Genomic DNA, 22,359 nt, shown 5'->3' on the forward strand with positions numbered 1-22,359 from the left:
CTTTTTCGTTCAGGGAATCTGAAGTAGCGCCTCAAGTGCGCTGAACGCGGCGCCGCGATCGGATCGGCACACTGCCCGTCATGCCGCCGCCGACCGTCACTACCACCACCGCCCGCTACAGCACGCCGGCCATCGTGCTGCACTGGCTGCTGGCGCTGATGATCCTGGGGTCGCTGGGCGTGGGCTTCTACATGACCGGGCTGTCGATGTCGCCGGCGCGGCTGAAGCTCTACAACTGGCACAAGTGGGCCGGCGTGACCATCCTCGTGCTCAGCGCCGCGCGGCTGCTGTGGCGCCTGACGCACCGGCCGCCTGCCGAGCCGCCGATGCCGGCCTGGCAGGCCCAGGCCGCCGGCGCGGCGCACGGGCTGCTGTACGTGCTGTTCTTCGCCGTGCCGCTGGTCGGCTGGGCCTACAGCTCGGCCGCCGGGTTCCCGATCGTCTGGTTCGGCGTGCTGCCGCTGCCGGACTTCGTCAGCCCCGACAAGGCGCTGGCCGAGGCCATCAAGCCCTGGCATGGCCGCCTCGCCTACGGGCTGGCCGTCGTCGTCGTGCTTCACGTGGCCGCGGCGCTGAAGCACCACTTCGTCGACCGCGACGGCCTGCTGCTGCGCATGATGCCCGGTCGCGGTTAGCCCTCCGATACACATCCGCTGCGTCCGCGGGGTGACGACCTCCGTAGGTGCGCGCACCCCCCTCTTGCGCTCGAACCCACCATGCAACGCTTCCTCGCCCTCACCGCCTTTGTCCTCGCCAGCGCTGCCGGCGCTTCCGGCGCCTCTGCCCAGACCGTCGTGCCCGCGCAGAGCGAGATCGGCTTCGTCAGCAAGCAGATGGGCGTGCCCGTCGAGGGCAAGTTCAAGAAGTTCAGCGCGCAGCTGACGCTCGATCCGAAGAAGCCCGAGGCCGGGAACGTGAACCTGGTGATCGAGACCGGTTCGGCGAGCTTCGGCGCCGCGGAAACCGATGCCGAGGTGCCGAAGGCCACCTGGTTCAACGTCGCGAAATTCCCGCAGGCGAGCTTCCAGTCCACCGCGATCAAGGCCGCCGGCGCGGGCAAGTTCGAAGTGACCGGCAAGCTGACCATCAAGGGCAGCGTGCGCGACGTGGTCGTGCCGGTGGCGGTGACGCAGACAGGCGCCACCAGCACCGCGACCGGCAGCTTCACGATCAAGCGGCTGGATTTCAAGATCGGCGAAGGCGAATGGGCCGATACCTCGATGGTCGCCAACGACGTGCAGGTGAAGTTCAAGCTGGCCCTCAACGGGCTGGCGCCGCTGTAACCCCTCCCGCGCCGCACCGGCGGTGCGCCCTCCCTTTCCAACCCACCCCCTCGTTCTGGAGAACCGCATGATCCGCACCCTCGTCGCCGCCGCCGCGCTGGCCACCACCGCGCTCGGCGCCCACGCCAGCGGCGCCACCTACGCGCTCGATCCGACGCACACCTTCGTCACCTTCGAGATCGGCCACTTCGGCACGTCGACCAACCGCGGCCGCTTCGACAAGAAGGCCGGCTCGGCGCAGTTCGACCGCGCGGCCAAGGCCGGCAAGCTCGAGGTGACGATCGACACCACGTCGATCAATACCGGCGTGACCCCCTTCGACAAGCACCTGCAGAGCAAGGACTTCTTCAACGTCGCCGAGCACCCGACCGCGAAGTTCGTCGCCGACAAGCTGACCTTCTCGGGCGACAAGGTCACCGAAGTGCCGGGCCAGCTGACGCTGCTGGGCAAGACCGCGCCGGTGACGCTGAAGGCCACCAACTTCAACTGCTACGACAACCCGATGCTCAAGCGCGAGGTCTGCGGCGGCGACTTCGAGACGACCATCCAGCGCAGCCAGTTCGGCATGGACTGGGGCCTGAAGATGGGCTTCCCCGACAACGTGCGTCTGGTCGTGCAGGTCGAAGCCATCAAGCAGCAGTAAGCTCCCCCGCCATGAAGTCCGTTGCCGCGCTGGCCCTCACGCTCGCGGCGACGGCATGCTTCGGCCAGGCCGCGGCCCCCGGCACCGACTTCCGCCTCGACCCGACGCACAGCTTCGTGCACTTCGAGGTCGTGCACTTCGGCGCGTCCACCCTGCGCGGCCGCTTCGGCCCGCTCGAGGGCAGCCTCGAGTTCGACCGCGCCGCGCGCCGCGGCCGCGTGCAGGTGGTGATCGACACCGCCAAGGTCAGCACCGGCCTGCCGGTGCTCGACGCCCGGCTGCGCGAGCCGGACTTCCTCTCGGTCGAGGCGCATCCCCAGGCCTTCTTCGTCGCCGAGCGCTTCGACATCGACGCGCAGGGCAAGGTCACGTCGGTGCGCGGCGAGTTCACGCTGCGCGGCTCGAGCCAGCCGCTGGAGCTGAAGGCCACGCGCTTTCGCTGCTACACCAGCCCGCTGATCCGGCGCGAGGTCTGCGGCGGCGACTTCGAGGCGACGCTGGTGCGCAGCAGCTTCGGCATCACCCACAGCCTGCCCTTCGTCGCCGACACGGTGAAGCTGCTGGTGCAGGTGGAGGCGATCGCGCAGTGACGCGGCGCGCGCCGGGCCCCGCCCGCGCCGCCCCGGTCTTTCGCGTTTTTGCAGGTCGCATCGGCATGCATCGCCGCCCGGCGGCAGGGATCGCCCCATTGCCAGGGCCTTGACGCCGGCCAATAGTGGTCCGCGCCGGCCTCGTGACTGCCTGCAGGCCGTGCTCCCGCACAACCCCTGGAGACAAGCATGTCCGAGCAGAACAGAACGGGCGCGCCCGGTGCGCCTCGACGTCGTTTCCTGAAGAACGCCGCCGCCGGCGGCGTCGCCGCGGGCGGCCTCGCCGCGCCGATGGTCTCGCGCGCGCAGACCACCAGCCTGCGCTTCCAGTCGACCTGGCCGGCAAAGGACATCTTCCACGAGTACGCCAACGACTTCGCCAAGAAGGTCAACGACATGGCGGGCGGGCGCCTGAAGATCGAGGTGCTGCCCTCCGGCGCGGTGGTGCCGGCCTTCCAACTGCTGGAGGCGGTCAACAAGGGCACGCTCGATGGCGGCCACGGCGTCGTTGCCTACCACTACGGAAAGAACACCGCGCTCGCGCTGTGGGGCTCCGGCCCGGCCTTCGGCATGGATCCGAACATGGTGCTGTCGTGGCACTACTACGGCGGCGGCAAGGCCCTGCTGGAGGAGATCTACAAGGCCATCAACATGGACGTCGTGTCGTACCTCTACGGCCCGATGCCGACGCAGCCGCTCGGCTGGTTCAAGAAACCGGTCGCCCGCCCCGAGGACATCAAGGGGCTGAAGTTCCGCACCGTCGGCCTGTCGGTCGACATCTTCAACGCGATGGGCGCGGCCGTGAACCCGCTGCCGGGCGGCGAGATCGTGCCGGCGCTGGACCGCGGGCTGATCGATGCAGCCGAGTTCAACAACGCCTCCAGCGACCGCGTGCTCGGCTTCCCCGATGTGGTCAAGAACTGCATGCTGCAGAGCTTCCACCAGAGCGGCGAGCAGTTCGAGATCCTGTTCAACAAGTCCAAGTTCAATGCCCTGCCGCAGGAGCTGAAGTCGATCATCGACTACGCGGTGCAGGCCTCCAGCGCCGACATGAGCTGGAAGGCGATCGACCGCAATACCAAGGACTACGACGAGCTGAAGAAGGCCGGCGTCAAGTTCTACAAGACGCCCGATACCGTGCTGCGTGCGCAGCTCGCCGCCTGGGACAACATCATCGAGAAGAAGGGCGCCGAGAACGCGCTGTTCAAGAAGGTGCTCGACTCGCAGCGCGAGTTCGCCCAGAAGGCCGGCCAGTGGCAGATGGACTACATGGTCGACTTCAAGATGGCCTACAACCACTACTTCGCCCGCAAACCGGCGCCCGCGAAGAAGACCTGACGGCCCGGCGCACGGCCGTCGCACCACGGCCCGTCGCACCACGGTCCGGGGCGTCCGCGCGGGCGCCCAGCCGGCGCCCCTCGAGGGGCTAGCGAACGAAGTGAGCGTGGGGCTCTTCTTCCGAGGGGAATGCATGCAGAGAACGCTGCTCGCGGTGGACCGCTTCTCCACCTTCGTCGGCAAGGCCGCCGCGTGGACGGTGGTGCTGCTGACGCTGCTGATCACCTGGGAGGTCTTCTCGCGCTACGTGCTGAACAAGCCGCACGGCTGGGTGCTCGACGCGCAGATCATGCTGTACGGCACCCTCTTCATGATGGCCGGCGCGTACACGCTGTCGAAGAACGGGCATGTGCGGGGCGACGTGCTGTACGGCTTCTTCCGCCCGCGCACGCAGGCGACCATCGACCTCGTGCTGTACATCGCGTTCTTCCTGCCCGGCGTGGTCGCGATGACCTGGGCCGGCTGGACCTTCGCGAACGAGGCGCTGGCGATCCGCGAGCAGACCTTCAACGCCGACCCGCTGCCGATCTATCCGTTCAAGTTCGTGATCCCGGTCGCCGGCGCGGTGCTGCTGCTGCAGGGCGTGGTCGAGATCGTGCGCTGCGCGATCTGCCTGCGCGACGGCGCGTGGCCCTCGCGCGAAGAGGACGTCGAGGAAGTCGACGTCGACAAGCTCAAGGAGATGGTGCACGTGAAGGACGAGGACCTCGCCGACCTCGAGCGGCCGCTGCCGCCGGCGCAACGCCAGGAGGGCGCCTGATGCCCGTCATCCGCCGCGAGTTGTGGTTCGGCTTCGGCCTGATGGCGCTGCTGATCGCCGGGGCGGCCACCATGCTGCTGACCGCGCCGGTGATCACCAACGGCCACATCGGGCTGCTGATGCTGAGCCTGGTCGTCGTCGCGATCATGCTGGGCTTCCCCACCGCCTTCACGCTGATGGGCATGGGCATGCTCTTCACCTGGCTGGCCTATGAGCGCGACTGGCACCGCACGCTCGACCTGATGGTGCAGGCGGCCTACAAGGTGATGGCCAACGACGTGCTGATCTCGATCCCGCTGTTCGTCTTCATGGGCTACCTGGTCGAGCGCGCGAACCTGATCGAGAAACTGTTCAAGAGCCTGCACCTGTCGCTCGCCCGCGTGCCCGGCGCACTGGCGGTCGCCACGCTGGTCACCTGCGCGGTGTTCGCCACCGCCACCGGCATCGTCGGCGCGGTGGTCACGCTGATGGGGCTGCTGGCCTTGCCGCAGATGCTGCGCGCGGGCTACAGCACGCAGCTGTCGGCCGGCGCGATCACCGCCGGCGGCTGCCTCGGCATCCTGATCCCGCCGTCGGTGCTGCTGATCGTCTACGGCGCCACCGCCGGCGTGTCGGTGGTGCAGCTGTACGCGGGCGCCTTCTTCCCCGGGCTGATGCTCGCCGGGCTGTACATCGTCTACGTGATCGTGCTGGCCAAGCTGCGGCCCGGCATCGCGCCCCCGCTGGCGGCGGAGGAACGCCGGGTGCCGCTGCCGCAGCGGCTGCTCGACCTCGGGGCGACGGCGGAACGGCGGGCCCTGCCGTTCCTGCTCGGCGCGCTGAAGGGCCGCCGCAACCGGACGGTGCCGATGGGCTACCTGCTGCGGCAGCTCTTCGTGACGCTGCTGCCCCTGCTGCTGTTCGCGGCGGTCGCGCTGATGAGCTGGCGCACCGCGACGGCGCCGCCGCCGGCCGACGACAGCGGCGGCATGCAGCAGATCGGCGAAACCACGCGGTCCGAGCCCGCCGCCGAACGCGGCGGCCTGCAGGAACCGCCGTCGGCCGGTGGCCTGCAGGAGCCGCCGAGCAGTGGGGTCCAGGAGCCGCCCGGCGCCGGCGGTGTGCAGGATCCGCCGGGCGCCGGCGGCGTGCAGCCCCCGCCGGGCGCGGTGGACGAAGCCACACCCGACCCCGCCGCCAGTGCCGCGGCCCCCGGCGCCGCGCCGGCCGACACCGCGCGCCGTCCGGCTGCCACGGGCTACTGGATCGGCCTGGGGCTGGGCGCGCTGGTGATGGCGGCGTACTACGCGCTGCTGAGCTTCACGCGGCTCGAGATCTTCAAGATGCTGCTCAGCTCGTTCTTCCCGCTGCTGATCATGATCCTGGCGGTGCTGGGCTCGATCGTCTTCGGCCTGGCGACGCCGACCGAAGCGGCGGCCGTCGGCGCCTTCGGCGGCTTCCTGCTCGCCGCGGCCTACCGGCAGCTCAACCTCGGCATGGTGAAGGAATCGGTCTACCTGACCGCCAAGACCTCGGCGATGGTCTGCTGGCTGTTCGTCGGCTCGTCGATCTTCTCGGCGGCCTTCGCGCTGCTGGGCGGGCAGGAACTGGTCGAGCAGTGGGTGCTCGGCCTGAACCTGACGAAGACGCAGTTCCTGCTGCTGTCGCAGGTGATCATCTTCGTGCTCGGCTGGCCGCTGGAGTGGACCGAGATCATCGTGATCTTCATGCCCATCTTCATTCCGCTGCTCGACAACTTCGGCGTCGACCCGCTGTTCTTCGGCCTGCTGGTCGCGCTGAACCTGCAGACGGCCTTCCTCAGCCCGCCGGTCGCGATGGCGGCCTTCTACCTGAAGGGCGTGGCGCCGCGCCACGTCACGCTGAACCAGATCTTCGCCGGCATGATTCCGTTCATGGGCATCCAGGTGGTCGCGATCTTCCTGCTCTATGCTTGGCCGCAGATCGGGCTGTGGCTGCCGCAGCTGCTTTACGGCCGCTGACGATTTGCCACTGCCGCCAGCCCCGGCGTCCGTCCGACGGTGGACGCACGGCGCTCAGGGGGGCGCTAAGGTTCGCCGGCCACCATGCCCGACGTCCGCCCCCCGCCCTCCTTGATGCTGTCGCTCGCCGCTGCGCCGCAGGCGCGGCTCGGCGCCGCCGCGCCGCAGCCGCTGGCGGCGGTGGATGCACTGCTGTTCGCCTGGCTCGCGGTCGAAGGGCCGACGCCGCGCGAGCGCCTCACCGGCCTGCTGTGGCCGGCCAGCAGCAGCGATGCCGCACGCAACGCGCTGCGCCAGCGCCTGTTCCGGCTGCGCCAGGCACTGGGAACCGAGGCGGTGGACGGCAGCCGCGTGCTGGCGCTGGGCCCCGGCGTCACCCATGACCTGCAGGACGCGCCGACGCTGCTCGGCACGCTGGCGGTCGATGCCGACGGCGCGCTCGCCGACTGGCTGCAGGCCGAACGCCAGCGCCGCCGCGAAGCCGAGCGCCAGCGCCTGCTCGAGCGCATCGCCGCGCACGAACAGGACGGCGCGCCCGCCGCCGCGCTGCCGCTGGCCGAGGCGCTGGTGGCGCTCGACCCGCTGCGCGAAGACGCCCACCGCGGCCTCGTGCGCCTGCACTACCTGGCCGGCGACCGCGCCGCCGCGCTGAGCGCCTTCGACCGCTGCGAACAGCTGCTGAAGCACGAGCTCGGCACGCGGCCGTCGCCGGAGACGCTGGCGCTGCTGGCGACCATCGAGGCCGCCGCGCCGATGGCCGCCGGCCTCGCCGAGCCGCACCGGCCGCTGCCGGCCGCGCTGCTGAAGCCGCCGCAGCTGATCGGCCGCGATGCCGAGCTCGCGCAGCTGCAGTCGGTGCTGCAGCGCCAAGGCCGGCTGCTGCTGCTCGGCGAGGCCGGGCTCGGCAAGTCGCGGCTGCTGCAGGCCCTCGGCGAATGCAACGAGGCCCTGCTGTGCGTCGCCGCCCGACCGGGCGACGCCCTGGTGCCCTATGCCACGCTGGCGCGCCTGCTGCGCGCGCTGCAAGCAGCGCAGCCCGCGCTGCTCGATGCCGCGGCACAGCCCGCGCACCTGTCGCCGCTGCTGCCCGAGCGGGCCGCCGGTCCCTCGTGCGCGCCACGTCCCGACCAGTTCGTTGCCGCGCTGCAGGCCGTGCTCGGCGCGTCGCGCAGCGTGTTCGCCGGCGTGATGCTCGACGACCTGCATTTCGCCGACGAGGCCTCGCTGCAGCTGCTGCCGGAGCTGCTCGCCGGCGGTGGTGCCTGGCTGCTGTCGCTGCGGCCGCCGGCGCCGGACTCCGCGCCGCAGCGGCTGATCGATGCGCTGTCGGCCGCGGCGCCACTCGAACGCCTGGCGCTGCAGCCGCTCGACGACGGCGCGCTCGTGGCGCTGGTCGAATCGCTGGCGCTGCCGCTGGCCGACGCGGCGACCCTCGCGCCCGTGCTGCGTGCGCGCAGCGGCGGCAACCCGCTGTTCGCGCTCGAGACATTGAAGCTGGCGTGGAGCGACGGCCGCGCGCTGCAGGCCGGCACGCTGCCCAGCCCGCGCAGCGTCGGCCAGCTGATCGATGCCTCGCTGGCCGCGCTGTCGGCGCCGGCGCTGCAGCTCGCGCGCTGCGCGGCGATCGCCGGCATCGACTTCTGCGTGCCGCTGGCCGAGGCCGTGCTCGGCCGCGATGCGCTGCAGCTGGCCGAGGCCTGGGCCGAGCTCGAAGCCCGTCAGGTGCTGCGCGGCTGCAGCTTCACCCACGACCTGATGCACGACGGCGTGCTCGCCGGCCTGCCGCAGGTGCTGGCGCAGCACGTGCATCGCAGCGTCGCGTTGTGGCTGCAGGCGCACGGCGGCGAGCCCGCGCGCATCGCCGCGCACTGGCAGGACGCCGGCGAGCCGCAGCACGCGCTGCCGGCGCTGGCCGCGGCCGCGGAGCGCGCGCATGCCGCCTTGCGCGAGCCCGAGCGCGTCGGCTTCCTGCTGCGCGCGGCCGACATCGCCGAAACGCATGCGCAGCCGGACGCCGCGTTCACGCTCATCACGCAGGCGCTCGAGGCGCACATGAATACGCTGCGCGATGCCGGCGGCCTGCCGCTGCTGGACCGGCTCGACCGCCTCGCGCGCACGCCGGCGCAGCGGGCTGATGCGCTCGGCCAGCGCGCCTGGTACCGCGGCAACCTGGGCGACAACGCCGGCGCGATCGAAGACGGCCAGCGTGCGCTCGCGCTGGCCGAAGGGCTTGCCGAGCCCGCGCTGCAGGCCTCGATCCGCCAGCGCCTGGGCACCGCGCTGGCGATGGCCGGCCGCTTCGGCGACGCCCTGCCGCAGCTGCGCGCGGCCGAGCCCTGGGTCGAGGCCAACCAGCGCAGCGACGCGGCGGCCGAGTTCCACGGCAACCTCGCCGCGGTGCTCGACAACCTGGGCCGGCCGCTCGACGCCGCACCGCACCACCAGCGCGTGATCCGCGCGACGCTGGCGCTCGGCGACCGCAGCTTCGAGGCCACCGCGCGGGCGAACCTGGCCGTCAGCCGGCTGAACGCCGGGGACGTCGGTGGCGCGCTGGAACAACTGGCGCAGGCGCGGCAGCTGATCGATGGCGCCGGCCTGCAGGGCGCGAGTGCCGGCTTCGTCGCCGCTCTCCAGGCACAAGCCGCAAGGGCGCTCGGCCACTACCGCGACGCGCTGGCGCATTGCGACGAGGCCGAAGCCCAGCTGCTGCGCGCGCGCTCGGGCTGGCTGCCGGTGGTGCAGATGCACCGCGCGCAGATCTGGCTCGACCTCGCGCAGGCCGCCCGCGCCCAGCAGGCGCTGCAGGCCGCGGCGCTCGACGACGACGATCCGCCGCGCCTGCGCGCCCGCCACGCCTGGCTGCGCGCGCGCCTGAAGCGCGCGCTGGCGCAGGACCCACGGCCCGACCTCGAGCAGGCGCTGGCCGCGGCACCGACCACCGGCTGGCCCGAGCAGCGGCTGACGATCGCGATCGACCACGCGGCGCTCGGCGAACCGGGCGACGCAGCGCGCGCGCTGGCGGCCATCGCCACCGAAGCGCGTGCCCTCGGGCTGCGCGGGGTCGCGCTCGCCGCCTGGCTGCGTGCCGCGGCGCTGGGGTCCGGCGATGCGCCGCTGCCCGCCGCGCTGGCCGGCGCGGTGCAGTCGGCCACCCGCTCGGCGCAGGCGCTGATGCAGGCCCATCCCGGGCTCGAACCGAACCAGCTCTACCGCGCCGAACGCTGGCTCGGCCCGGCCCTGGCGGCACGCGCCCGCGGCGACCTCGCTTTTGCCGCCGCGCTCGCCGACGAAGCGAGCGCGTGGATCGGCCACACCGCCGCCCACCACGTGCCCGAGCCGCTGCGCGACAGCTTCCTGTACAGGCATCCGATGCACGACGCGCTGGCGCGGCTGCGCCAGCCGTCACGCAGCCGCGCGGCCGCCTGAAATCCTGCGGCCGCACGTGCCGCGCGTGCCGCAGATCACGCGCGCGCCGCTGCACCGAGGGCTTGTACTGCCCGGCCTGACAGCCGATTGACAGCGCCGCTGCCTAGCCTGCACGCATCGTTCACGCGCAGCAGGAGCCTTCGATGATCGATCGTCGCCAGTGGTTGCAAGGGGGTCTGGCGGTCGCCGCGCTCGCTGCGGCGCCGCCGCTGCGCGCACAGCCCGCGACACCGCGGGCACGGCTGAAGCTGCTGGTGCCGGCCAACCCCGGCGGCGGCTGGGACCAGACTGCGAAGGCCGTCGCCGCGACCTTGCAGGCGACGAAGCTGGTCGAGCGCATCGACATCGAGCACAAGCCCGGCAAGGGCGGCGTGCCGGGCCTCGCGCACTTCGTCGAGCAGTACGCCGGCGATCCCGACGCGCTGATGGTCGGCGGCCTCGTGATGTGCGGCGCGATCGCCCTGCACCGGCCGGCGGTCGATCTGGCGCAGGTGCAGCCGGTGGCCAAGCTGACGACCGACTACCTGGTGATCGCGGTGCCGCGCGAATCGCCGATCGCCAACGGCAAGGCCCTCGCCGAGGCGATGCGCCAGCGGCCGCAGTCCTTGAGCTTCGGTGGTGGCAGCGCGGGCGGTGTCGACCACATGCTGATGGGCATGGTCGGCCGCGCGGTCGGCGCCGACCTCACCGCGCTGAAGTACGTCGCGTCCAGCGCCGGCACCGACTTCGCCGCCGCGCTGAAGAAGGGCGCGCTCAGTGCCGGCATCGCCGGCTACAGCGAACTGAAGGACGGCCTCGCCGACGGCTCGCTGCGCGCGCTGGCGGTGTCGGCGCCGCGCGGGCTGTTCGGCGTGCCCTCGCTGCGCGAGCAGGGCATCAACACCGAGCTCGGCAACTGGCGCGGGCTGTTCGCGCCCCCGGGGCTGAATCCGACGGCGATCGCGTCGTGGACCACCCTGCTGCAGCAGATGGCCGGATCGAACGACTGGAAGGCCCAGCTCGATCGCCACAACTGGCGCGCCGCCCCGCTGTACGGCGCGCCGCTGCGCCGCTTCGTCGACGATGAACAGATGAGCGCTCGGGTGGTGATCCACCTGCTGAAGATCCAGTCCTGACGGTCGCCTCGCGCCGGTCGCCGGCGCGCCGGCGCGTCGAATGGGCGATAACGCCCGCGTAACGCCCCGCCGCCTAGAACTGCGGCATGGACAAGCCTTTCGACGCCGCGCTGTGGGCGCGGCCCCCCCGTGCGGACGACGAGCCGCTGACCGCCCTGCAACACGAGGACCGCGTGATGATGGCCGCGCTGCGGCTGATCGCCGCTGCGGGCCTGGCGGTCGCGCTGCTCGGCGCGGCGCTGCAGCTGGCGATCGGCTGAGCCCCTCAGCCGCGGCCGCGCGGTGCGGAGGCGCCCGGGGGCGCCGGCGGTGCGCTGTTGCCGCGCCGGGTGTAGTCGGCCGGCACCTGCATCAGCGACGCGTCCGGTTCGCCGCGCTTGAGGTTGTTCAGGCGGTAGCGCGTCTCGCCGCTGCGCGGATCGAAGTCGGTGGCCGACAAGGTCAGCAGCAGGTCCGGTGAACGCCAGACCTCGCGCGAGATGACGATCGGCTTCTCGTTGCCGAGCTTGCCGGCTTCGATGGTCCACGTGCTGCGCTCGCCGCCGGCACGCAGCCCGTCGATGTCCTTGCTGCCGAGCGCGGTGACCGCCGCCGGTCCGCGCGGTGCCAGCCACGAGGCGCGCCAGGCCATCGGCAGCGGCGGCTCGGGCAGGCCCGGCGCATCGCCGGCGCGCAGCACGCGCACCTGCACGCCGTCGCCGGGCGCGATGACCACCGGCGTCGCGACGGCCATCGGCATCGGTGCGGCCGACGCGCCCGGCGGGGTCGGAGGCGCGGGGGGCACCGGCGGGGTCGGATGCATCTCGCCGCGGCCGGCGGCGGCGCGCGAACGCTCGGCCACGCCCTTGGCCCACTCGCGCATGCGCTCGTTGAATTCCTGCCAGGCCGAATGGTCGACCAGCGCCGCGCCCTCGTGCCCCGGCGATGCGCCGCGGCCGATGCGGCGCGCGGTCTTGCGTTGCGGATCGAGCACCCAGCTTTCGCGCGCCACCGGGTCGCGCAGGTAGATGCGGCGCTGGCCGTGGTGGTCGACCTCCTGCCGCGTGCGGCCCTCGCCGTCGCGGCACAAGCGGGTCTGCTGCCGGCGCACGATGCGGTTGGTGATCGCGCCGCTGGCGTCGGGCAGCAGCTGCACGGTCTCGTGCACCGCGTCGGCGCAGTAGGGCGCGCCCTTCACCGGGCGCTCCGCCTCGAGCTCGGCGGCGACGAAGGCCTGCGCATCGCCGAGCTCGGCCTGCGCGATGCGCAGGGCGTCGGCAACGAGCCGGCCGGGCTCGGTCTCGAACGCGGCGGCCGACAGCGGTGCGAGCACGCAGGCGACGGCGGCCGCCAGGGCCGTCAGGGCCTTGAAAGGGGTCATCGACGGGTTCATCGCAAGGATCTCCGATCAGTGAAGGACACGCACCGCGAGCAGTTCGCCCGACGGATGCAGCAGCAGTTCGGCGCGCACCGATTCGCCGGCGCGCGAGGGGTCGAAGGGCAGGCCCAGCGCGGCCAGGCGTTCGCGCGGCAGCTCCGACGGCACCACCCACGCGGCGGCCGCGGCATCGCCGTGCATCAGGTGCTGCCAGCGCTCGGCGCTGGCCACGCGCACGAAGCCGCTGTCGGCCGGCTCGGGCACGCTGGCCTGGTCCAGCGGCAGGCCCGGCCGGTCGCCGCGCGCCACGCCGTCGTCCTGCAGCACCAGCACCAGCGAGCCGATCAGCGCCAGCCCGCACAGCACCGCACCCGAGAAGCCCCAGGCCACCCGGTGCCAGGCCGGCTTGTGCACGCGCCGGAAGGCCTTCGCGACCCGCGGCGACAGCGGCGGCGGCGCGATGCGCGCCAGGTCGTCGCCGAGGCCGTCGAGCAGGCGCTGCAGCGGCACCGCGGGTTCGATGCGGTCCGAGGATGTCATGACGTCTCTCCCGTGCCGGCGCCGAGCAGGTCGGCCAACCGGTGGCGCCCGCGCAGCACGCGCGTGCGCAAGGTGTTCAGCTCGCAGCCGGCGATGCGCGCGGCCTCGGCATACGCCCGGCCCTGCAGGTCGACCAGCACCACCGCCTCGCGCTGCGGCCAGGGCAGCGCACGCAGCGCGGCCCAGACCTGCTGCAGCGTCTGCTGCTGCACGAGTCGGCGTTCGGGGCAGCTGGCGGCGTCGGCGTCGGCATCGCGCGGGTCGTCGGCCTCGTCATCCCCCTCGTTCCATGGCGCCTCGCGCCCGCGGCGCCGCCACTGCGCCAGCAGCGCATGGCGGGCGATGCCCGCGAGGTAGGCGCCCAGCGAGCCGAGGCCGGCGTCGAAACCGCCCGGGCGTTCGGCCAGCGCGACGAAGGCGTCCTGCGTCGCGTCGGCCGCCGCCGCGGCATCGCCGGCCAGCGCCAGCACGTAGCGGTAGACCGCCGGTGCCTCCTGCCGGTACAGCGCGTCGAGCGCGTGGCGCTCGCCCTGGGCCAGCGCACGCAGCCAGGCGGCGGTGCCGGTCGCGGTCGCGGGCGGGGGGGTCCAGGGCACGAAAGGCGTCATCGGCATGCAGGGTTGTGAAGCCTATTGGCGCGAGGACGTCGAAAAGTTCCCGCGACCCGCGCGCGATCGTGCACCGGACGGCCCCGGCCGAGCGCTTAACGGCACGGTAACGCCCGCCGGCCTACAACCGTCGAACCACGATCGGCGCCGCATGCACGGCGCCGGGCCACCGCGATGAAGACCCCGGAGGATTCCATGATCACCACGCCGTTCGACGACCTGCCGCCCGACGCCCCCGCGGCGCCGGACCCGTCCGCGCCCCACGCGCTGCCGGCGGCCGTCACCGCGGCGCTGGTCGCGCTGCTGGCGCTGGCGATGCTGGCGGGCGGCTGGCTCGGCGTCAGCCTCGCCGGCTGATCGGGCCGCGATGCAGCCTGTCGGTCCGGCCCGGCAGCGCGTCACATGCCCGGTGCGGGGGGCCGGGGCGCATGCGTACAGTGCGGCTCCATCGAGATGCCGTACTGCCGACCGACTCCATGACGCCCCCCTCCAAGCCCGACTGGACCGACCGCTGGCAGGTCTTCGCCGCCACGACCGTGCGGGCCTTCCACCGCTATGCCAACTGGCTGGTCGGCATCTCGTGGCGGCGCTTCGCGGTGCTGTCGATCCTCCTGCTGGTGACGACGGCGATCCTGAAGGAGCTGCCGCCGTTCCGCTGGAAGTACACCGAGACGGTGTCGACGCCGCGCGTGGTGCGCGTGCCGCCGCCGCCGGTGCCGACCGCGCCGAAGGCCCCGGCGCCGCGCGAAGGCCGCGAGCCGATCGTCAAGATCGAGAAGGGCGACGGCGATTCCCGCGCGGTCGACATCTCGATCGACGAACGCGGCGTGCGCATCACGCCGCGGCGCAAGGCGGCTGAAGCCGCCGCGTCGGCCGCTGCCGCCTCCGCCGCCCAGGCGGCCTCCGCGGCCCATGCGGCCGAGGAAGCCGCCGCGAAGACCGAACCGGTCGAGATCACGCTGCCCGCCGGCAGCCAGAGCGACGCGGTGAAAGAGGCGGTGAAGGAAGCCCGCCGCGCGATCCGCGAATCGATCGAGCAGGCGCGTCGCGAAGCGCGCGACGCCGCCCGCGAGGCCGCCGATGCCGCTCGCGACGCCGCCGAGGAAGCGCGCGCCGAGATCGAGGCCGAAGCCGAGCGCAACGGCCAGCACACCCGCGTCGTCGTCGAGCCGCACGAGCGCGTGCGCATCATCGAGTACGGCGAGTTCCTGCCCAACCTCGCGCTGCTGTGGATCCTGGCCTCGGCGATCATCAAGATCACCTACAAGCGCCAGATCCAGGCCGAGGCGCAGGCCGCCCAGGCCGTCGAAACCGCCGAGGCCGAGGCTCTGAAGCGCCAGGTCGTCGAGGCCCGCATGGCCGCGATGCAAGCGCAGGTCGAGCCGCACTTCCTGTTCAACACGCTGGCCTCGATCGACCACCTGATCGAGGTCGACCCCAAGCGCGCCAGCCAGATGCAGAAGAACCTGATCGCGCTGCTGCGCGCCAGCATGCCGACGATGCGCGAGACGGCCGACGGTGGCGTGCGCGACCTCGGGCGCGAGCTGGCGGTGATCCGGCCCTACCTCGAGATCCTGAAGGTGCGCATGGAAGAGCGCCTGGAGACCCACATCGACGTGCCCGAGGGCCTGGTGTCGGCCGAGTTCCCGCCGATGATGGTGCAGACGCTGGTCGAGAACGCGATCAAGCACGGGCTGGAGCCCAAGCCCGAGGGCGGCAAGCTGACGCTGAAGGCCGAGATCGTGCACGGCAAGCTGGCGGTCACCGTGTCCGACACCGGGCTCGGCTTCGGCCGCGCGGCCACCGCCGGCACCGGCGTCGGCCTGGCCAACATCCGCGAGCGCCTGCAGCTGCTGTACGGCCCCAAGGCCGGCCTGACGATCGCCGAGAACGAGGGCGGCGGCACGCGGGCGACGATCACCGTGCCCTACCGCCCGATCGAAGGAGCCCACGCATGATCACCGTCTACCGGGTTGGCAGAACCTCGGGCCGCAGCCTGTTCCCGGTTCTGCTGATCCTGCTGCTGCTGTCCGCGGTGGCGCTGTACATCGGGCTCGACCGCGGCCTGGAAGCGGTCGGCGATACGCCGCTGCGGCTGATCGTCGACGGCGAGGAGATCTTCGACGGGCTGCGGCTCGGCACGCTGTCCGGCGGCGAGAAGCTGATGGCGGTGCTCGTGCTGCTGGCAGTCGGGCTGGCGCTGGCGCTGCTGCTGCCGATGCTGGTGCTGTTCGTGCTGGCGGTGGTCGCCTTCGCGCTGATGCTGGGGCTCGGGCTGCCGATGCTGGTGGTGGCCGCGGTGCTGCTGTGCATCGCGTCGCCGGTGCTGCTGCTGGCGCTGATGTTCGTGTGGATGCTGAAGAAGGCGGCGCGATCGCGGCCCTCCGCTACGATCGCCCGATGAACACCGAAGCTTCCCCCTCCGCCGAGGCCGGCGGCACGGCGGCCGTGCGCGCCGTCATCGCCGACGACGAACGCCTGATGCGCGAACAGCTGCGCGCCCGCCTCGCCGAGGTCTGGCCGGAGCTGCAGATCGTCGGCGAAGCGAAGAACGGGCTCGAGGCGGTGGAACTGGTCGAGCAGCACCGGCCCGAGCTCGTCTTCCTCGACATCCGCATGCCCGGGCTCACCGGCGTCGATGCCGCGCGCCAGATCGCGCAGATGGACATCGCCGATGACGAATCGCTGCCCGAGGTGGTCTTCATCACCGCCTACGACCAGTATGCGGTCGAGGCCTTCGAGCAGGGCGTGTGCGACTACGTGCTCAAGCCGGCCGAACGCGACCGGCTGCAGCTGACCGTCTCACGCATCAAGGCGCGGCTGGCACGCCGCGGCACGCCCGAAGCCGAGGGCGCGCCGCCGGTGCAGCAGCTGCTGCACAAGCTGGCGGCGCAGCTGAACCCCTCCGGCGCACCGCGGTACCTGGAATGGATCCAGGCCACCGTCGGCCAGTCGATCCAGATGATCCCGGTGGCCGACGTGCTGTTCTTCATCAGCGACGAGAAGTACACGCGCGTGCAGACGCCGAGCATCGAGGCGCTGATCCGCAAGCCGATCAAGGAGCTGGTCGACGAACTCGACCCGCAGCTGTTCTGGCAGATCCACCGCTCGACGCTCGTCAACGTCAAGTGCATCGCCGGCATCAGCCGCGACTTCCGCGGCCGCCAGATCGTGGCCATCAAGGGCCACCCGGAGAAGCTGGAGGTCAGCCGCAGCTACACGCACCTGTTCAAGGGCATGTAGCGGCGGCCGGCCGGCGCGGCGTCATTCGCTGGGCGGCGTGCTCGGCGTGCTCGGCGTGCTGGGGCTGGCCGGGGCCGGCGGTTCGGCCGACGGTGCCGGGGCCGGGGCCGGCATCGGTGCCGGCGTGATCGACGGTTCGACCGGCTGCGGCTTCAGCGCCGCTTCGGCAATCTTCGTCGAGCCGGCGGCCGGTGCCGTCGCGTTCGAGCTGCGTTCGGCGCGCGTCGGCGCGCGCGTCGTCGGATTCGGCGCCACGTCGCGCTTGGCGGCGGCAGCGGCGCTGCGTTCGGCCGCCGCGGTCTCGGCGGGCTTCGCATCGGCGGCGGCCGGTGCGGGCGGTACGGCCGGCAGGTCGGTGACCGGCGGCGTCGGGTTCTGCGCCGGCAGCGGCAGCGTCACCGGTTCGCCGGCCTGCGGCGCCATCGCGACGTCGGTCTTCGGCGGCGCTTCGTGGCGGACGTACAGGCCGACCGCGGCGGCGACGCCGAGCACCAGCGCCGCAACGCCGGCCAGCGGCGCGTACGAGCGCTTGCCCGGACCCCCGACCGGATTCCAGGTCGGGGTGCGCATCTCGCCGATCGGCGTGACCGGAGCCGGTTGCAGCGTGGGCGACGCCTTGGCGCCGGGCAGTTCGAGGTCGAGGGGGTGAGGTGTGTGTTCCATGCCCGGCACTGTGATGGGCGCCGGGTGCGCCAGGGATAGGTTCTGGGCGCGCGCGCTTGTGGGCTTTCTCCTACCCCGGGTTACGGCGTGTGTCGGGGCGCGAGCCAGCCGGCGATCAGCCATTGCGCCACCCAGTACGCCGGCAGGATGAACAGGCTCGCCGCCGGCAAGGGCTGGGCAAAGCGGTCGACGGCGATCATCGCGTCGGAAAACACGAACAGTGCGCCGCCGACTGCCGCCCAGCCGGCGCGATGGGCAAACGCCGTGCCGCGGTGCCGCCACCAGACCACCGCCACCTGCGCCGCCATCGACGCCAGGCACACGACATAGACGCCGACCGGTACACGCAGCGCGGCCGGCACGCCCGGCCACAGCAGCGCGAGGATGCCGCCGGCCACCACCGCGTAGCCGGCGAAGGCCGGCCACCAGCCGGCCAGCGGCACCCGCCGCGTGAGCGCGACGAGGTAGGCCAGGTGCGCGATCAGGAAGGCGACCAGTCCCGGCACGAAGCCCTGCTGCGGCCACAGCAGCGCGACATCGCCGACCAGCGAGAACACGAGGCCGGCCACCAGCGCGCGCCGCTCCAGGCTGCCCGCCTCGCCGCGCTGCGCCGCATGAACGATGACCAGGATCGTCGCCAGCGGCTTGAACACCCAGGCCAGCCACGGCAGCGCCAGCGCCCACGGCGCGGCCAGCGTCGCCAGCGCGGCACTGAGCACGAAGAGCGGGAAGATCACGGCGTTCACGAGGCAGCCACCTTCGCCGCCAGTTCCGCGCGCAGCCGCTTCAGCCGCTCGCGCGGGTCTTCCTTGTTCGGCGCCTCGTCGAGCTTCATCTCGGCGATGAAGCGGCTCGGGATGCCGGCCACCGTGTCGCGGCCCTTCTTGCGCCGCTTCAAGGTCGACACCGCCAGCGTGGTGCGCGCGCGCGTGATGCCGACGTACATCAGCCGGCGCTCCTCTTCCAGCCGCTCGGGGGTCATGTCCTCGGCGTCGCTCTTGAACGGCAGCAGGCCCTCGTTGACGCCGGCCAGCACCACATGCGGCCACTCCAGGCCCTTGGACGCATGCAGCGTCGACAAGGTGACCACCTCCTGCTCGTCGCCGCGCTCTGCCAGGCTGATGATCACGCTGATCGTCTGCGCCACCTGCAGCACCGTCTGACGCTCACTTTCCAAGGTAGCACCGCCATCCTGCGTGATCTCGCCGCCGCAGCGCCGCGCGATCCAGTCGACGAAGTCCATCACGTTCGACCAGCGCGACGCCGCGAGCTTCTCGCTGTCCTCGCCGTCGTACAGGTGCTGCTCGTAGCCGATGTCCTGCAGCCATTCCAGCAGCAGCGCCTTGGCGTCCTCGCTGCCCGAGGTGTGGCGCGCCTTGTGCTCGAGCTCGTTGATGTAGCGGCCGAACTCGTGCAGCGAGCCGACGGCCTTCGCGCCCAGCATGCCCGGCAGGCTCTCGGCGAAGAGCGCCTCGAACAGGCTGACCTTCCACTTGCCGGAGAACTCGCCGAGCTTGCCCAGCGTGGTGTGGCCGATGCCGCGCTTCGGCGTCGTCACCGCGCGCAGGAAGGCGGGATCGTCGTCCTGGTTGACCAGCAGGCGCAGCCAGGCGCACAGGTCCTTGATCTCGGCGCGGTCGAAGAAGCTCTGACCGCCGCTCACCTTGTACGGTATCTGCGCGGCACGCAGCTTCTGCTCGAAGATGCGGGCCTGGTGGTTGGCGCGGTAGAGGATCGCGAAGTCGCTCCACTTGACGACCGCCGCGCTGCCCCCCCGAGCGTCAGCGACGGCTACCCCGTTCGCGCGAATCGATTGAATGAACGCCACCGCGCGCTCCGCCTCGTGCTCCTCGCCGTCGCAGGCCACCAGCCGCACCGGCTCGCCGTCGCCGAACTCGCTCCACAGCTTCTTCGGGAACAGCTTCGGGTTGCCGGCGATCACGTGGTTCGCCGCGCGCAGGATGCTGCCGGTCGAGCGGTAGTTCTGCTCCAGCGGGATGACCTTCAGGTCCGGCCAGTCGGTGGGCAGCTTCTTCAGGTTCTCGATCGTCGCGCCGCGCCAGCCGTAGATGCTCTGGTCGTCGTCGCCCACCGCGGTGAAGCGGCCGCGCTTGCGCTCGTCCTCATGGCTGACCAGCGCCTTCAGCAGCTCGTACTGCACCGCGTTGGTGTCCTGGTACTCGTCGACCAGCACGTGGCCGAAGGCGTCCTGCCATTTCGCGCGCGCCTCGGCGTCCTTGCGCAGCAACTTCAGCGGCAGGCCGATCAGGTCGTCGAAGTCGACCGCCTGGTAGGCCGCGAGGCGCTCCTCGTAGAGCTTCATCACCCGCGCGGCGACCTGCTCGTCGGCATCCTTCGCGGCCAGCGCCGCGGCATCGCTGTCCAGCCCCTGGTTCTTCCACAGGCTGATGGTCCACTGCCAGCGCCTGGCCAGCGCGTTGTCGCTGCAGCCACCGGCATCGCGCAGCACGCCCAGCACGTCGTCGCTGTCGAGGATCGAGAACTGGGCTTTGAGGCCGAGCCGCTCGCCGTCCTCGCGCAGCATGCGCACGCCCAGCGAGTGGAAGGTGGAGATGACGAGGTCCTTCGCCGCGCGCGGGCCGACCAGGCCTTTGGCGCGCTCGCGCATCTCCTGCGAGGCCTTGTTCGTGAAGGTGATCGCCGCGATGCGCTTGGGCGCGAGGCCGGCCTGCAGCAGGCGCGCGATCTTGTGCGTGATGACGCGGGTCTTGCCCGAGCCGGCACCGGCCAGCACCAGGCAGGGCCCGGCCAGGTGGTGCACGGCTTCGAGCTGCGCGGGATTCAGCGTGGCGGGGGCATCGGCCATCGGGGACTGCGGGCGCATCCGTCCCCGTCAGGAGGCGAACGTCAGAAGGCGAAGCCAGCGATGATAGACACCCGCCGCCGCGCGCACGCCGCGACGACTGCACGAAAGACGCCGTTTCGGCGCCCTTCGCCTCGGCCCGGGCCGCCGCCTTCAGCGCCCTGAGCCCGGAGCCCGGGCGCTCAGGCCGCGGCGATCACGCCGACCATGCAGGCCAGCACGACGATCACCGCGGTCAGGCGGGTCTTCAGCGCCCCCGCGTTCTTCCACAGGCCGGGATCGACGGGTTCGAGGTGCTGGGCAATGCGTTGCATGGCGGGCTCCTTTGGCTGAAACGACACGCGCAAAAACGCAGCGCGTACCGGCTTCTTCGGCGGCCAGGACCGCCGGCTGAAGCAGGCACACTGCGCCCATGCGGTCATCCTTCACGATCGACCGCCGGCGCCTGATCGCGCTGGCGGCCGCGCCGGTCTTCGTGCGCCATGCGCGCGCGGCCGACGAGCCACGCTTCGCGCTCGGCATCGCCTCCGGTTGCCCGCTGCCGGACCGGATGGTGCTGTGGACGCGGCTCACCGGCGATACGCTGCCGGCGCAGGTCGACGTCGACTGGGAGCTCGCCGACGACGAGACCTTCACCCGCATCGCCGCGCGCGGCCGCGAGACCGCTGAAGGCCAGTGGGCGCACAGCGTGCATGCCGAGCCCGCCGGCCTGGCGCCAGGCCGGCACTACTTCTACCGCTTCACCGCGCTCGGCCAGCGCAGCGCGGTCGGCCGGACGTGCACCGCGCCGGCACCGGACGCGCCGGCGACGCTGCGCTTCGCGATCGCCAGCTGCCAGCGCTGGGACCACGGCCACTACGCCGCATGGCGGCACCTGGCGGCCGATCCGCCGGAGCTGGTGCTGTTCCTCGGCGACTACATCTACGAATACGCGTCGCCGCGGCAGGCCATCCGTCCGCATGACGGCGGCCTGCTGCGCACGCACGAGGGCGGCGTGCTGCGCACGCTGGCCGACTACCGCGCGCGCTACGCGCAGTACAAGCGTGATCCCGCGCTGCAGGCCGCCCATGCCGCCTGCCCGTGGCTGGTGAGCTTCGACGACCACGAGGTCGAGAACGACTACGCCGGCGAGCGCGGCTCCAGCCTGCAGGGCGAGGCGCTGCTGCAGCTGCGCGCCGCCGCCTACCAGGCCGCCTGGGAACACCAGCCGCTGCCGAAGGCCTGGCGGCCGCAGGGCGCGGCGATGCGCCTGCACGGCCGCTGGGACTGGGGCCGCCTCGCGCGTTTCCAGGTGGTCGACGGCCGCCAGCACCGCGACCCGCAGGCCTGCCTGCCGGCGGGGCGCAGCGGCGGTTCGGCGACGGTCGACGCGGCGGCCTGCGCGGCCTTGCGCGACCCGCAGCGCAGCCTGCTCGGCTTCGCACAGGAGCGCTGGCTCGCCGACGGCTGGGATGCGCAGCGGCCGTGGAACCTGCTCGCGCAGCCGACGCTGATGGCCCGCTGCAGCACCCGCCCGTGGCGCGACGTGCCGGCCGAGACACCGCAGCCGCCCGGCCGCTACTGGAACGACGGCTGGGACGGCTACGCCGCCGCGCGCACGCGGCTGCTGGAGGGCATCGCCGCGCGCCGGCTGCCCAACGCGGTGGTGCTCGGCGGCGACGTGCATGCGCACTACGTCGCCGACCTGAAGGCCGACTTCGACGATGCCCGCGCCCCGGTGGTCGCCAGCGAGTTCTGCGGCACCTCGATCAGCAGCCACGGCTGGCAGCAGCGCCAGGTCGATGCGGTGCTGGCGCTGAACCCGCACCTGCACCACGGCCGCGCCGACCAGCGCGGCTACATTCATTTCACGCTCGATGCGCGCCGGCTCGACGCGCGGCTGATGGCGGTCGAGCGGCCCGACGATCCCGCCAGCCCGGTCGGCGTGCAGGCCCGCTTCGCGGTCGAGGCCGGTCGGCCCGGTCCGCAGCGCGCATAACCATCAAAAAGA

22 protein-coding genes are annotated in these 22,359 nt (G+C 72.2%); 15 read left to right on the top strand and 7 right to left on the bottom strand.

Annotation, left to right across the window (positions count from 1 at the left end):
• Nucleotides 1-80: 80 nt before the first annotated feature.
• The 10 genes from P1K89_RS09010 (at nucleotide 81) to P1K89_RS09055 (ending at nucleotide 11,394) form a co-directional block, all read left to right on the top strand.
• Nucleotides 81-635, top strand: coding sequence for a cytochrome b (locus P1K89_RS09010; protein ID WP_284616033.1), 555 nt, complete (start codon nucleotides 81-83; stop codon nucleotides 633-635).
• A gap of 81 nt (nucleotides 636-716) precedes the next feature.
• A complete protein-coding gene (locus tag P1K89_RS09015) occupies nucleotides 717-1,283 on the top strand; it encodes a YceI family protein (RefSeq protein ID WP_284616034.1) in 567 nt (188 codons plus the stop codon).
• A gap of 67 nt (nucleotides 1,284-1,350) precedes the next feature.
• A complete protein-coding gene (locus P1K89_RS09020) occupies nucleotides 1,351-1,926 on the top strand; it encodes a YceI family protein (protein WP_284616035.1) in 576 nt (191 codons plus the stop codon).
• Between the two features lie 11 nt (nucleotides 1,927-1,937).
• Nucleotides 1,938-2,516, top strand: a complete 579-nt coding sequence (locus tag P1K89_RS09025; RefSeq protein WP_284616036.1) for a YceI family protein — start codon at nucleotides 1,938-1,940, stop codon at nucleotides 2,514-2,516.
• Nucleotides 2,517-2,705: 189 nt separating this feature from the next.
• On the top strand, nucleotides 2,706-3,854 hold the full coding sequence (locus tag P1K89_RS09030; protein ID WP_284616037.1) for a TRAP transporter substrate-binding protein: 1,149 nt from the start codon (nucleotides 2,706-2,708) through the stop codon (nucleotides 3,852-3,854).
• Between the two features lie 133 nt (nucleotides 3,855-3,987).
• Nucleotides 3,988-4,614 carry a TRAP transporter small permease subunit gene (locus tag P1K89_RS09035; protein ID WP_284616038.1) on the top strand — a complete coding sequence of 209 codons (627 nt, stop codon included), beginning with the start codon at nucleotides 3,988-3,990 and terminating at the stop codon, nucleotides 4,612-4,614.
• Nucleotides 4,614-6,593 carry a TRAP transporter large permease gene (locus P1K89_RS09040; protein ID WP_284616039.1) on the top strand — a complete coding sequence of 660 codons (1,980 nt, stop codon included), beginning with the start codon at nucleotides 4,614-4,616 and terminating at the stop codon, nucleotides 6,591-6,593. The genes P1K89_RS09035 and P1K89_RS09040 overlap by 1 nt, the downstream gene beginning before the upstream one ends.
• Before the next feature lie 84 nt (nucleotides 6,594-6,677).
• A complete protein-coding gene (locus P1K89_RS09045) occupies nucleotides 6,678-10,019 on the top strand; it encodes an AAA family ATPase (protein ID WP_284616040.1) in 3,342 nt (1,113 codons plus the stop codon).
• A 143-nt stretch (nucleotides 10,020-10,162) separates the two neighbouring features.
• Nucleotides 10,163-11,134: a tripartite tricarboxylate transporter substrate binding protein gene (locus tag P1K89_RS09050; RefSeq protein WP_284616041.1), complete on the top strand. Its 972-nt coding sequence runs from the start codon at nucleotides 10,163-10,165 to the stop codon at nucleotides 11,132-11,134.
• An 86-nt stretch (nucleotides 11,135-11,220) separates the two neighbouring features.
• Nucleotides 11,221-11,394, top strand: a complete 174-nt coding sequence (locus tag P1K89_RS09055) for a hypothetical protein (RefSeq protein WP_284616042.1) — start codon at nucleotides 11,221-11,223, stop codon at nucleotides 11,392-11,394.
• A 5-nt stretch (nucleotides 11,395-11,399) separates the two neighbouring features.
• Here P1K89_RS09055 and P1K89_RS09060 read toward each other — a convergent pair whose 3' ends face one another.
• From P1K89_RS09060 to P1K89_RS09070, 3 genes are read right to left on the bottom strand one after another with little or no spacing between them, the layout of a single operon-like run.
• Nucleotides 11,400-12,494, bottom strand: a complete 1,095-nt coding sequence (locus tag P1K89_RS09060; RefSeq protein ID WP_284616043.1) for a hypothetical protein — start codon at nucleotides 12,492-12,494, stop codon at nucleotides 11,400-11,402.
• 27 nt (nucleotides 12,495-12,521) lie between these two features.
• Nucleotides 12,522-13,031 (bottom strand): hypothetical protein, encoded by a 510-nt coding sequence (locus P1K89_RS09065; RefSeq protein ID WP_284616044.1) that lies wholly within the window; start codon nucleotides 13,029-13,031, stop codon nucleotides 12,522-12,524.
• On the bottom strand, nucleotides 13,028-13,639 hold the full coding sequence (locus tag P1K89_RS09070; RefSeq protein ID WP_284616045.1) for an RNA polymerase sigma factor: 612 nt from the start codon (nucleotides 13,637-13,639) through the stop codon (nucleotides 13,028-13,030). Before P1K89_RS09070 ends, P1K89_RS09065 begins: the two co-directional genes overlap by 4 nt.
• A 195-nt stretch (nucleotides 13,640-13,834) precedes the next feature.
• Here P1K89_RS09070 and P1K89_RS09075 point away from each other — a divergent pair, with 195 nt between their 5' ends.
• From P1K89_RS09075 to P1K89_RS09090, 4 genes are all read left to right on the top strand, one after another.
• The gene (locus tag P1K89_RS09075) at nucleotides 13,835-13,996 is read left to right on the top strand and encodes a hypothetical protein (RefSeq protein WP_284616046.1); all 162 of its coding nucleotides are present in this window, start codon (nucleotides 13,835-13,837) and stop codon (nucleotides 13,994-13,996) included.
• Nucleotides 13,997-14,115: 119 nt separating this feature from the next.
• Nucleotides 14,116-15,597 carry a sensor histidine kinase gene (locus tag P1K89_RS09080; protein ID WP_284616047.1) on the top strand — a complete coding sequence of 494 codons (1,482 nt, stop codon included), beginning with the start codon at nucleotides 14,116-14,118 and terminating at the stop codon, nucleotides 15,595-15,597.
• Nucleotides 15,594-16,043 (top strand): hypothetical protein, encoded by a 450-nt coding sequence (locus P1K89_RS09085; RefSeq protein ID WP_284616048.1) that lies wholly within the window; start codon nucleotides 15,594-15,596, stop codon nucleotides 16,041-16,043. Before P1K89_RS09080 ends, P1K89_RS09085 begins: the two co-directional genes overlap by 4 nt.
• Entirely contained in the window at nucleotides 16,040-16,882 is an 843-nt protein-coding gene (locus P1K89_RS09090; protein WP_284616049.1) for a LytR/AlgR family response regulator transcription factor, read from the top strand. Before P1K89_RS09085 ends, P1K89_RS09090 begins: the two co-directional genes overlap by 4 nt.
• A 21-nt stretch (nucleotides 16,883-16,903) precedes the next feature.
• Here P1K89_RS09090 and P1K89_RS09095 read toward each other — a convergent pair whose 3' ends face one another.
• The 4 genes from P1K89_RS09095 to P1K89_RS09110 all read right to left on the bottom strand — a co-directional run bounded on the left by P1K89_RS09095 (nucleotide 16,904) and on the right by P1K89_RS09110 (nucleotide 20,683).
• Nucleotides 16,904-17,545: a hypothetical protein gene (locus P1K89_RS09095; protein WP_284616050.1), complete on the bottom strand. Its 642-nt coding sequence runs from the start codon at nucleotides 17,543-17,545 to the stop codon at nucleotides 16,904-16,906.
• Nucleotides 17,546-17,625: 80 nt separating this feature from the next.
• Complete coding sequence (locus tag P1K89_RS09100; RefSeq protein ID WP_284616051.1) at nucleotides 17,626-18,291, bottom strand: lysoplasmalogenase; 666 nt, start codon at nucleotides 18,289-18,291, stop codon at nucleotides 17,626-17,628.
• Entirely contained in the window at nucleotides 18,288-20,372 is a 2,085-nt protein-coding gene (locus P1K89_RS09105; RefSeq protein ID WP_284616052.1) for an ATP-dependent helicase, read from the bottom strand. Before P1K89_RS09105 ends, P1K89_RS09100 begins: the two co-directional genes overlap by 4 nt.
• Nucleotides 20,373-20,551: 179 nt before the next feature.
• Entirely contained in the window at nucleotides 20,552-20,683 is a 132-nt protein-coding gene (locus tag P1K89_RS09110) for a hypothetical protein (protein WP_284616053.1), read from the bottom strand.
• Nucleotides 20,684-20,781: 98 nt separating this feature from the next.
• Here P1K89_RS09110 and P1K89_RS09115 point away from each other — a divergent pair, with 98 nt between their 5' ends.
• Nucleotides 20,782-22,347, top strand: coding sequence for an alkaline phosphatase D family protein (locus P1K89_RS09115; protein WP_284616054.1), 1,566 nt, complete (start codon nucleotides 20,782-20,784; stop codon nucleotides 22,345-22,347).
• The last annotated feature ends 12 nt before the right edge of the window (nucleotides 22,348-22,359 follow it).

The organism is Aquabacterium humicola, from assembly GCF_030167915.1.
GTDB classification, from domain to species: Bacteria; Pseudomonadota; Gammaproteobacteria; order Burkholderiales; family Burkholderiaceae_C; genus Pseudaquabacterium; species Pseudaquabacterium humicola.

Coding starts and splice junctions, on each gene's coding strand:
- P1K89_RS09115 (WP_284616054.1), top strand. CDS start 20,782: ATGCGGTCATCCTTCACGATCGACCGCCGGCGCCTGATCGCGCTGGCG.
- P1K89_RS09090 (WP_284616049.1), top strand. CDS start 16,040: ATGAACACCGAAGCTTCCCCCTCCGCCGAGGCCGGCGGCACGGCGGCC.
- P1K89_RS09080 (WP_284616047.1), top strand. CDS start 14,116: ATGACGCCCCCCTCCAAGCCCGACTGGACCGACCGCTGGCAGGTCTTC.
- P1K89_RS09065 (WP_284616044.1), bottom strand. CDS start 13,031: ATGACATCCTCGGACCGCATCGAACCCGCGGTGCCGCTGCAGCGCCTG.
- P1K89_RS09085 (WP_284616048.1), top strand. CDS start 15,594: ATGATCACCGTCTACCGGGTTGGCAGAACCTCGGGCCGCAGCCTGTTC.
- P1K89_RS09010 (WP_284616033.1), top strand. CDS start 81: ATGCCGCCGCCGACCGTCACTACCACCACCGCCCGCTACAGCACGCCG.
- P1K89_RS09015 (WP_284616034.1), top strand. CDS start 717: ATGCAACGCTTCCTCGCCCTCACCGCCTTTGTCCTCGCCAGCGCTGCC.
- P1K89_RS09060 (WP_284616043.1), bottom strand. CDS start 12,494: ATGACCCCTTTCAAGGCCCTGACGGCCCTGGCGGCCGCCGTCGCCTGC.
- P1K89_RS09075 (WP_284616046.1), top strand. CDS start 13,835: ATGATCACCACGCCGTTCGACGACCTGCCGCCCGACGCCCCCGCGGCG.
- P1K89_RS09030 (WP_284616037.1), top strand. CDS start 2,706: ATGTCCGAGCAGAACAGAACGGGCGCGCCCGGTGCGCCTCGACGTCGT.
- P1K89_RS09040 (WP_284616039.1), top strand. CDS start 4,614: ATGCCCGTCATCCGCCGCGAGTTGTGGTTCGGCTTCGGCCTGATGGCG.
- P1K89_RS09095 (WP_284616050.1), bottom strand. CDS start 17,545: ATGGAACACACACCTCACCCCCTCGACCTCGAACTGCCCGGCGCCAAG.
- P1K89_RS09050 (WP_284616041.1), top strand. CDS start 10,163: ATGATCGATCGTCGCCAGTGGTTGCAAGGGGGTCTGGCGGTCGCCGCG.
- P1K89_RS09110 (WP_284616053.1), bottom strand. CDS start 20,683: ATGCAACGCATTGCCCAGCACCTCGAACCCGTCGATCCCGGCCTGTGG.
- P1K89_RS09055 (WP_284616042.1), top strand. CDS start 11,221: ATGGACAAGCCTTTCGACGCCGCGCTGTGGGCGCGGCCCCCCCGTGCG.
- P1K89_RS09025 (WP_284616036.1), top strand. CDS start 1,938: ATGAAGTCCGTTGCCGCGCTGGCCCTCACGCTCGCGGCGACGGCATGC.
- P1K89_RS09035 (WP_284616038.1), top strand. CDS start 3,988: ATGCAGAGAACGCTGCTCGCGGTGGACCGCTTCTCCACCTTCGTCGGC.
- P1K89_RS09020 (WP_284616035.1), top strand. CDS start 1,351: ATGATCCGCACCCTCGTCGCCGCCGCCGCGCTGGCCACCACCGCGCTC.
- P1K89_RS09105 (WP_284616052.1), bottom strand. CDS start 20,372: ATGGCCGATGCCCCCGCCACGCTGAATCCCGCGCAGCTCGAAGCCGTG.
- P1K89_RS09045 (WP_284616040.1), top strand. CDS start 6,678: ATGCCCGACGTCCGCCCCCCGCCCTCCTTGATGCTGTCGCTCGCCGCT.
- P1K89_RS09070 (WP_284616045.1), bottom strand. CDS start 13,639: ATGACGCCTTTCGTGCCCTGGACCCCCCCGCCCGCGACCGCGACCGGC.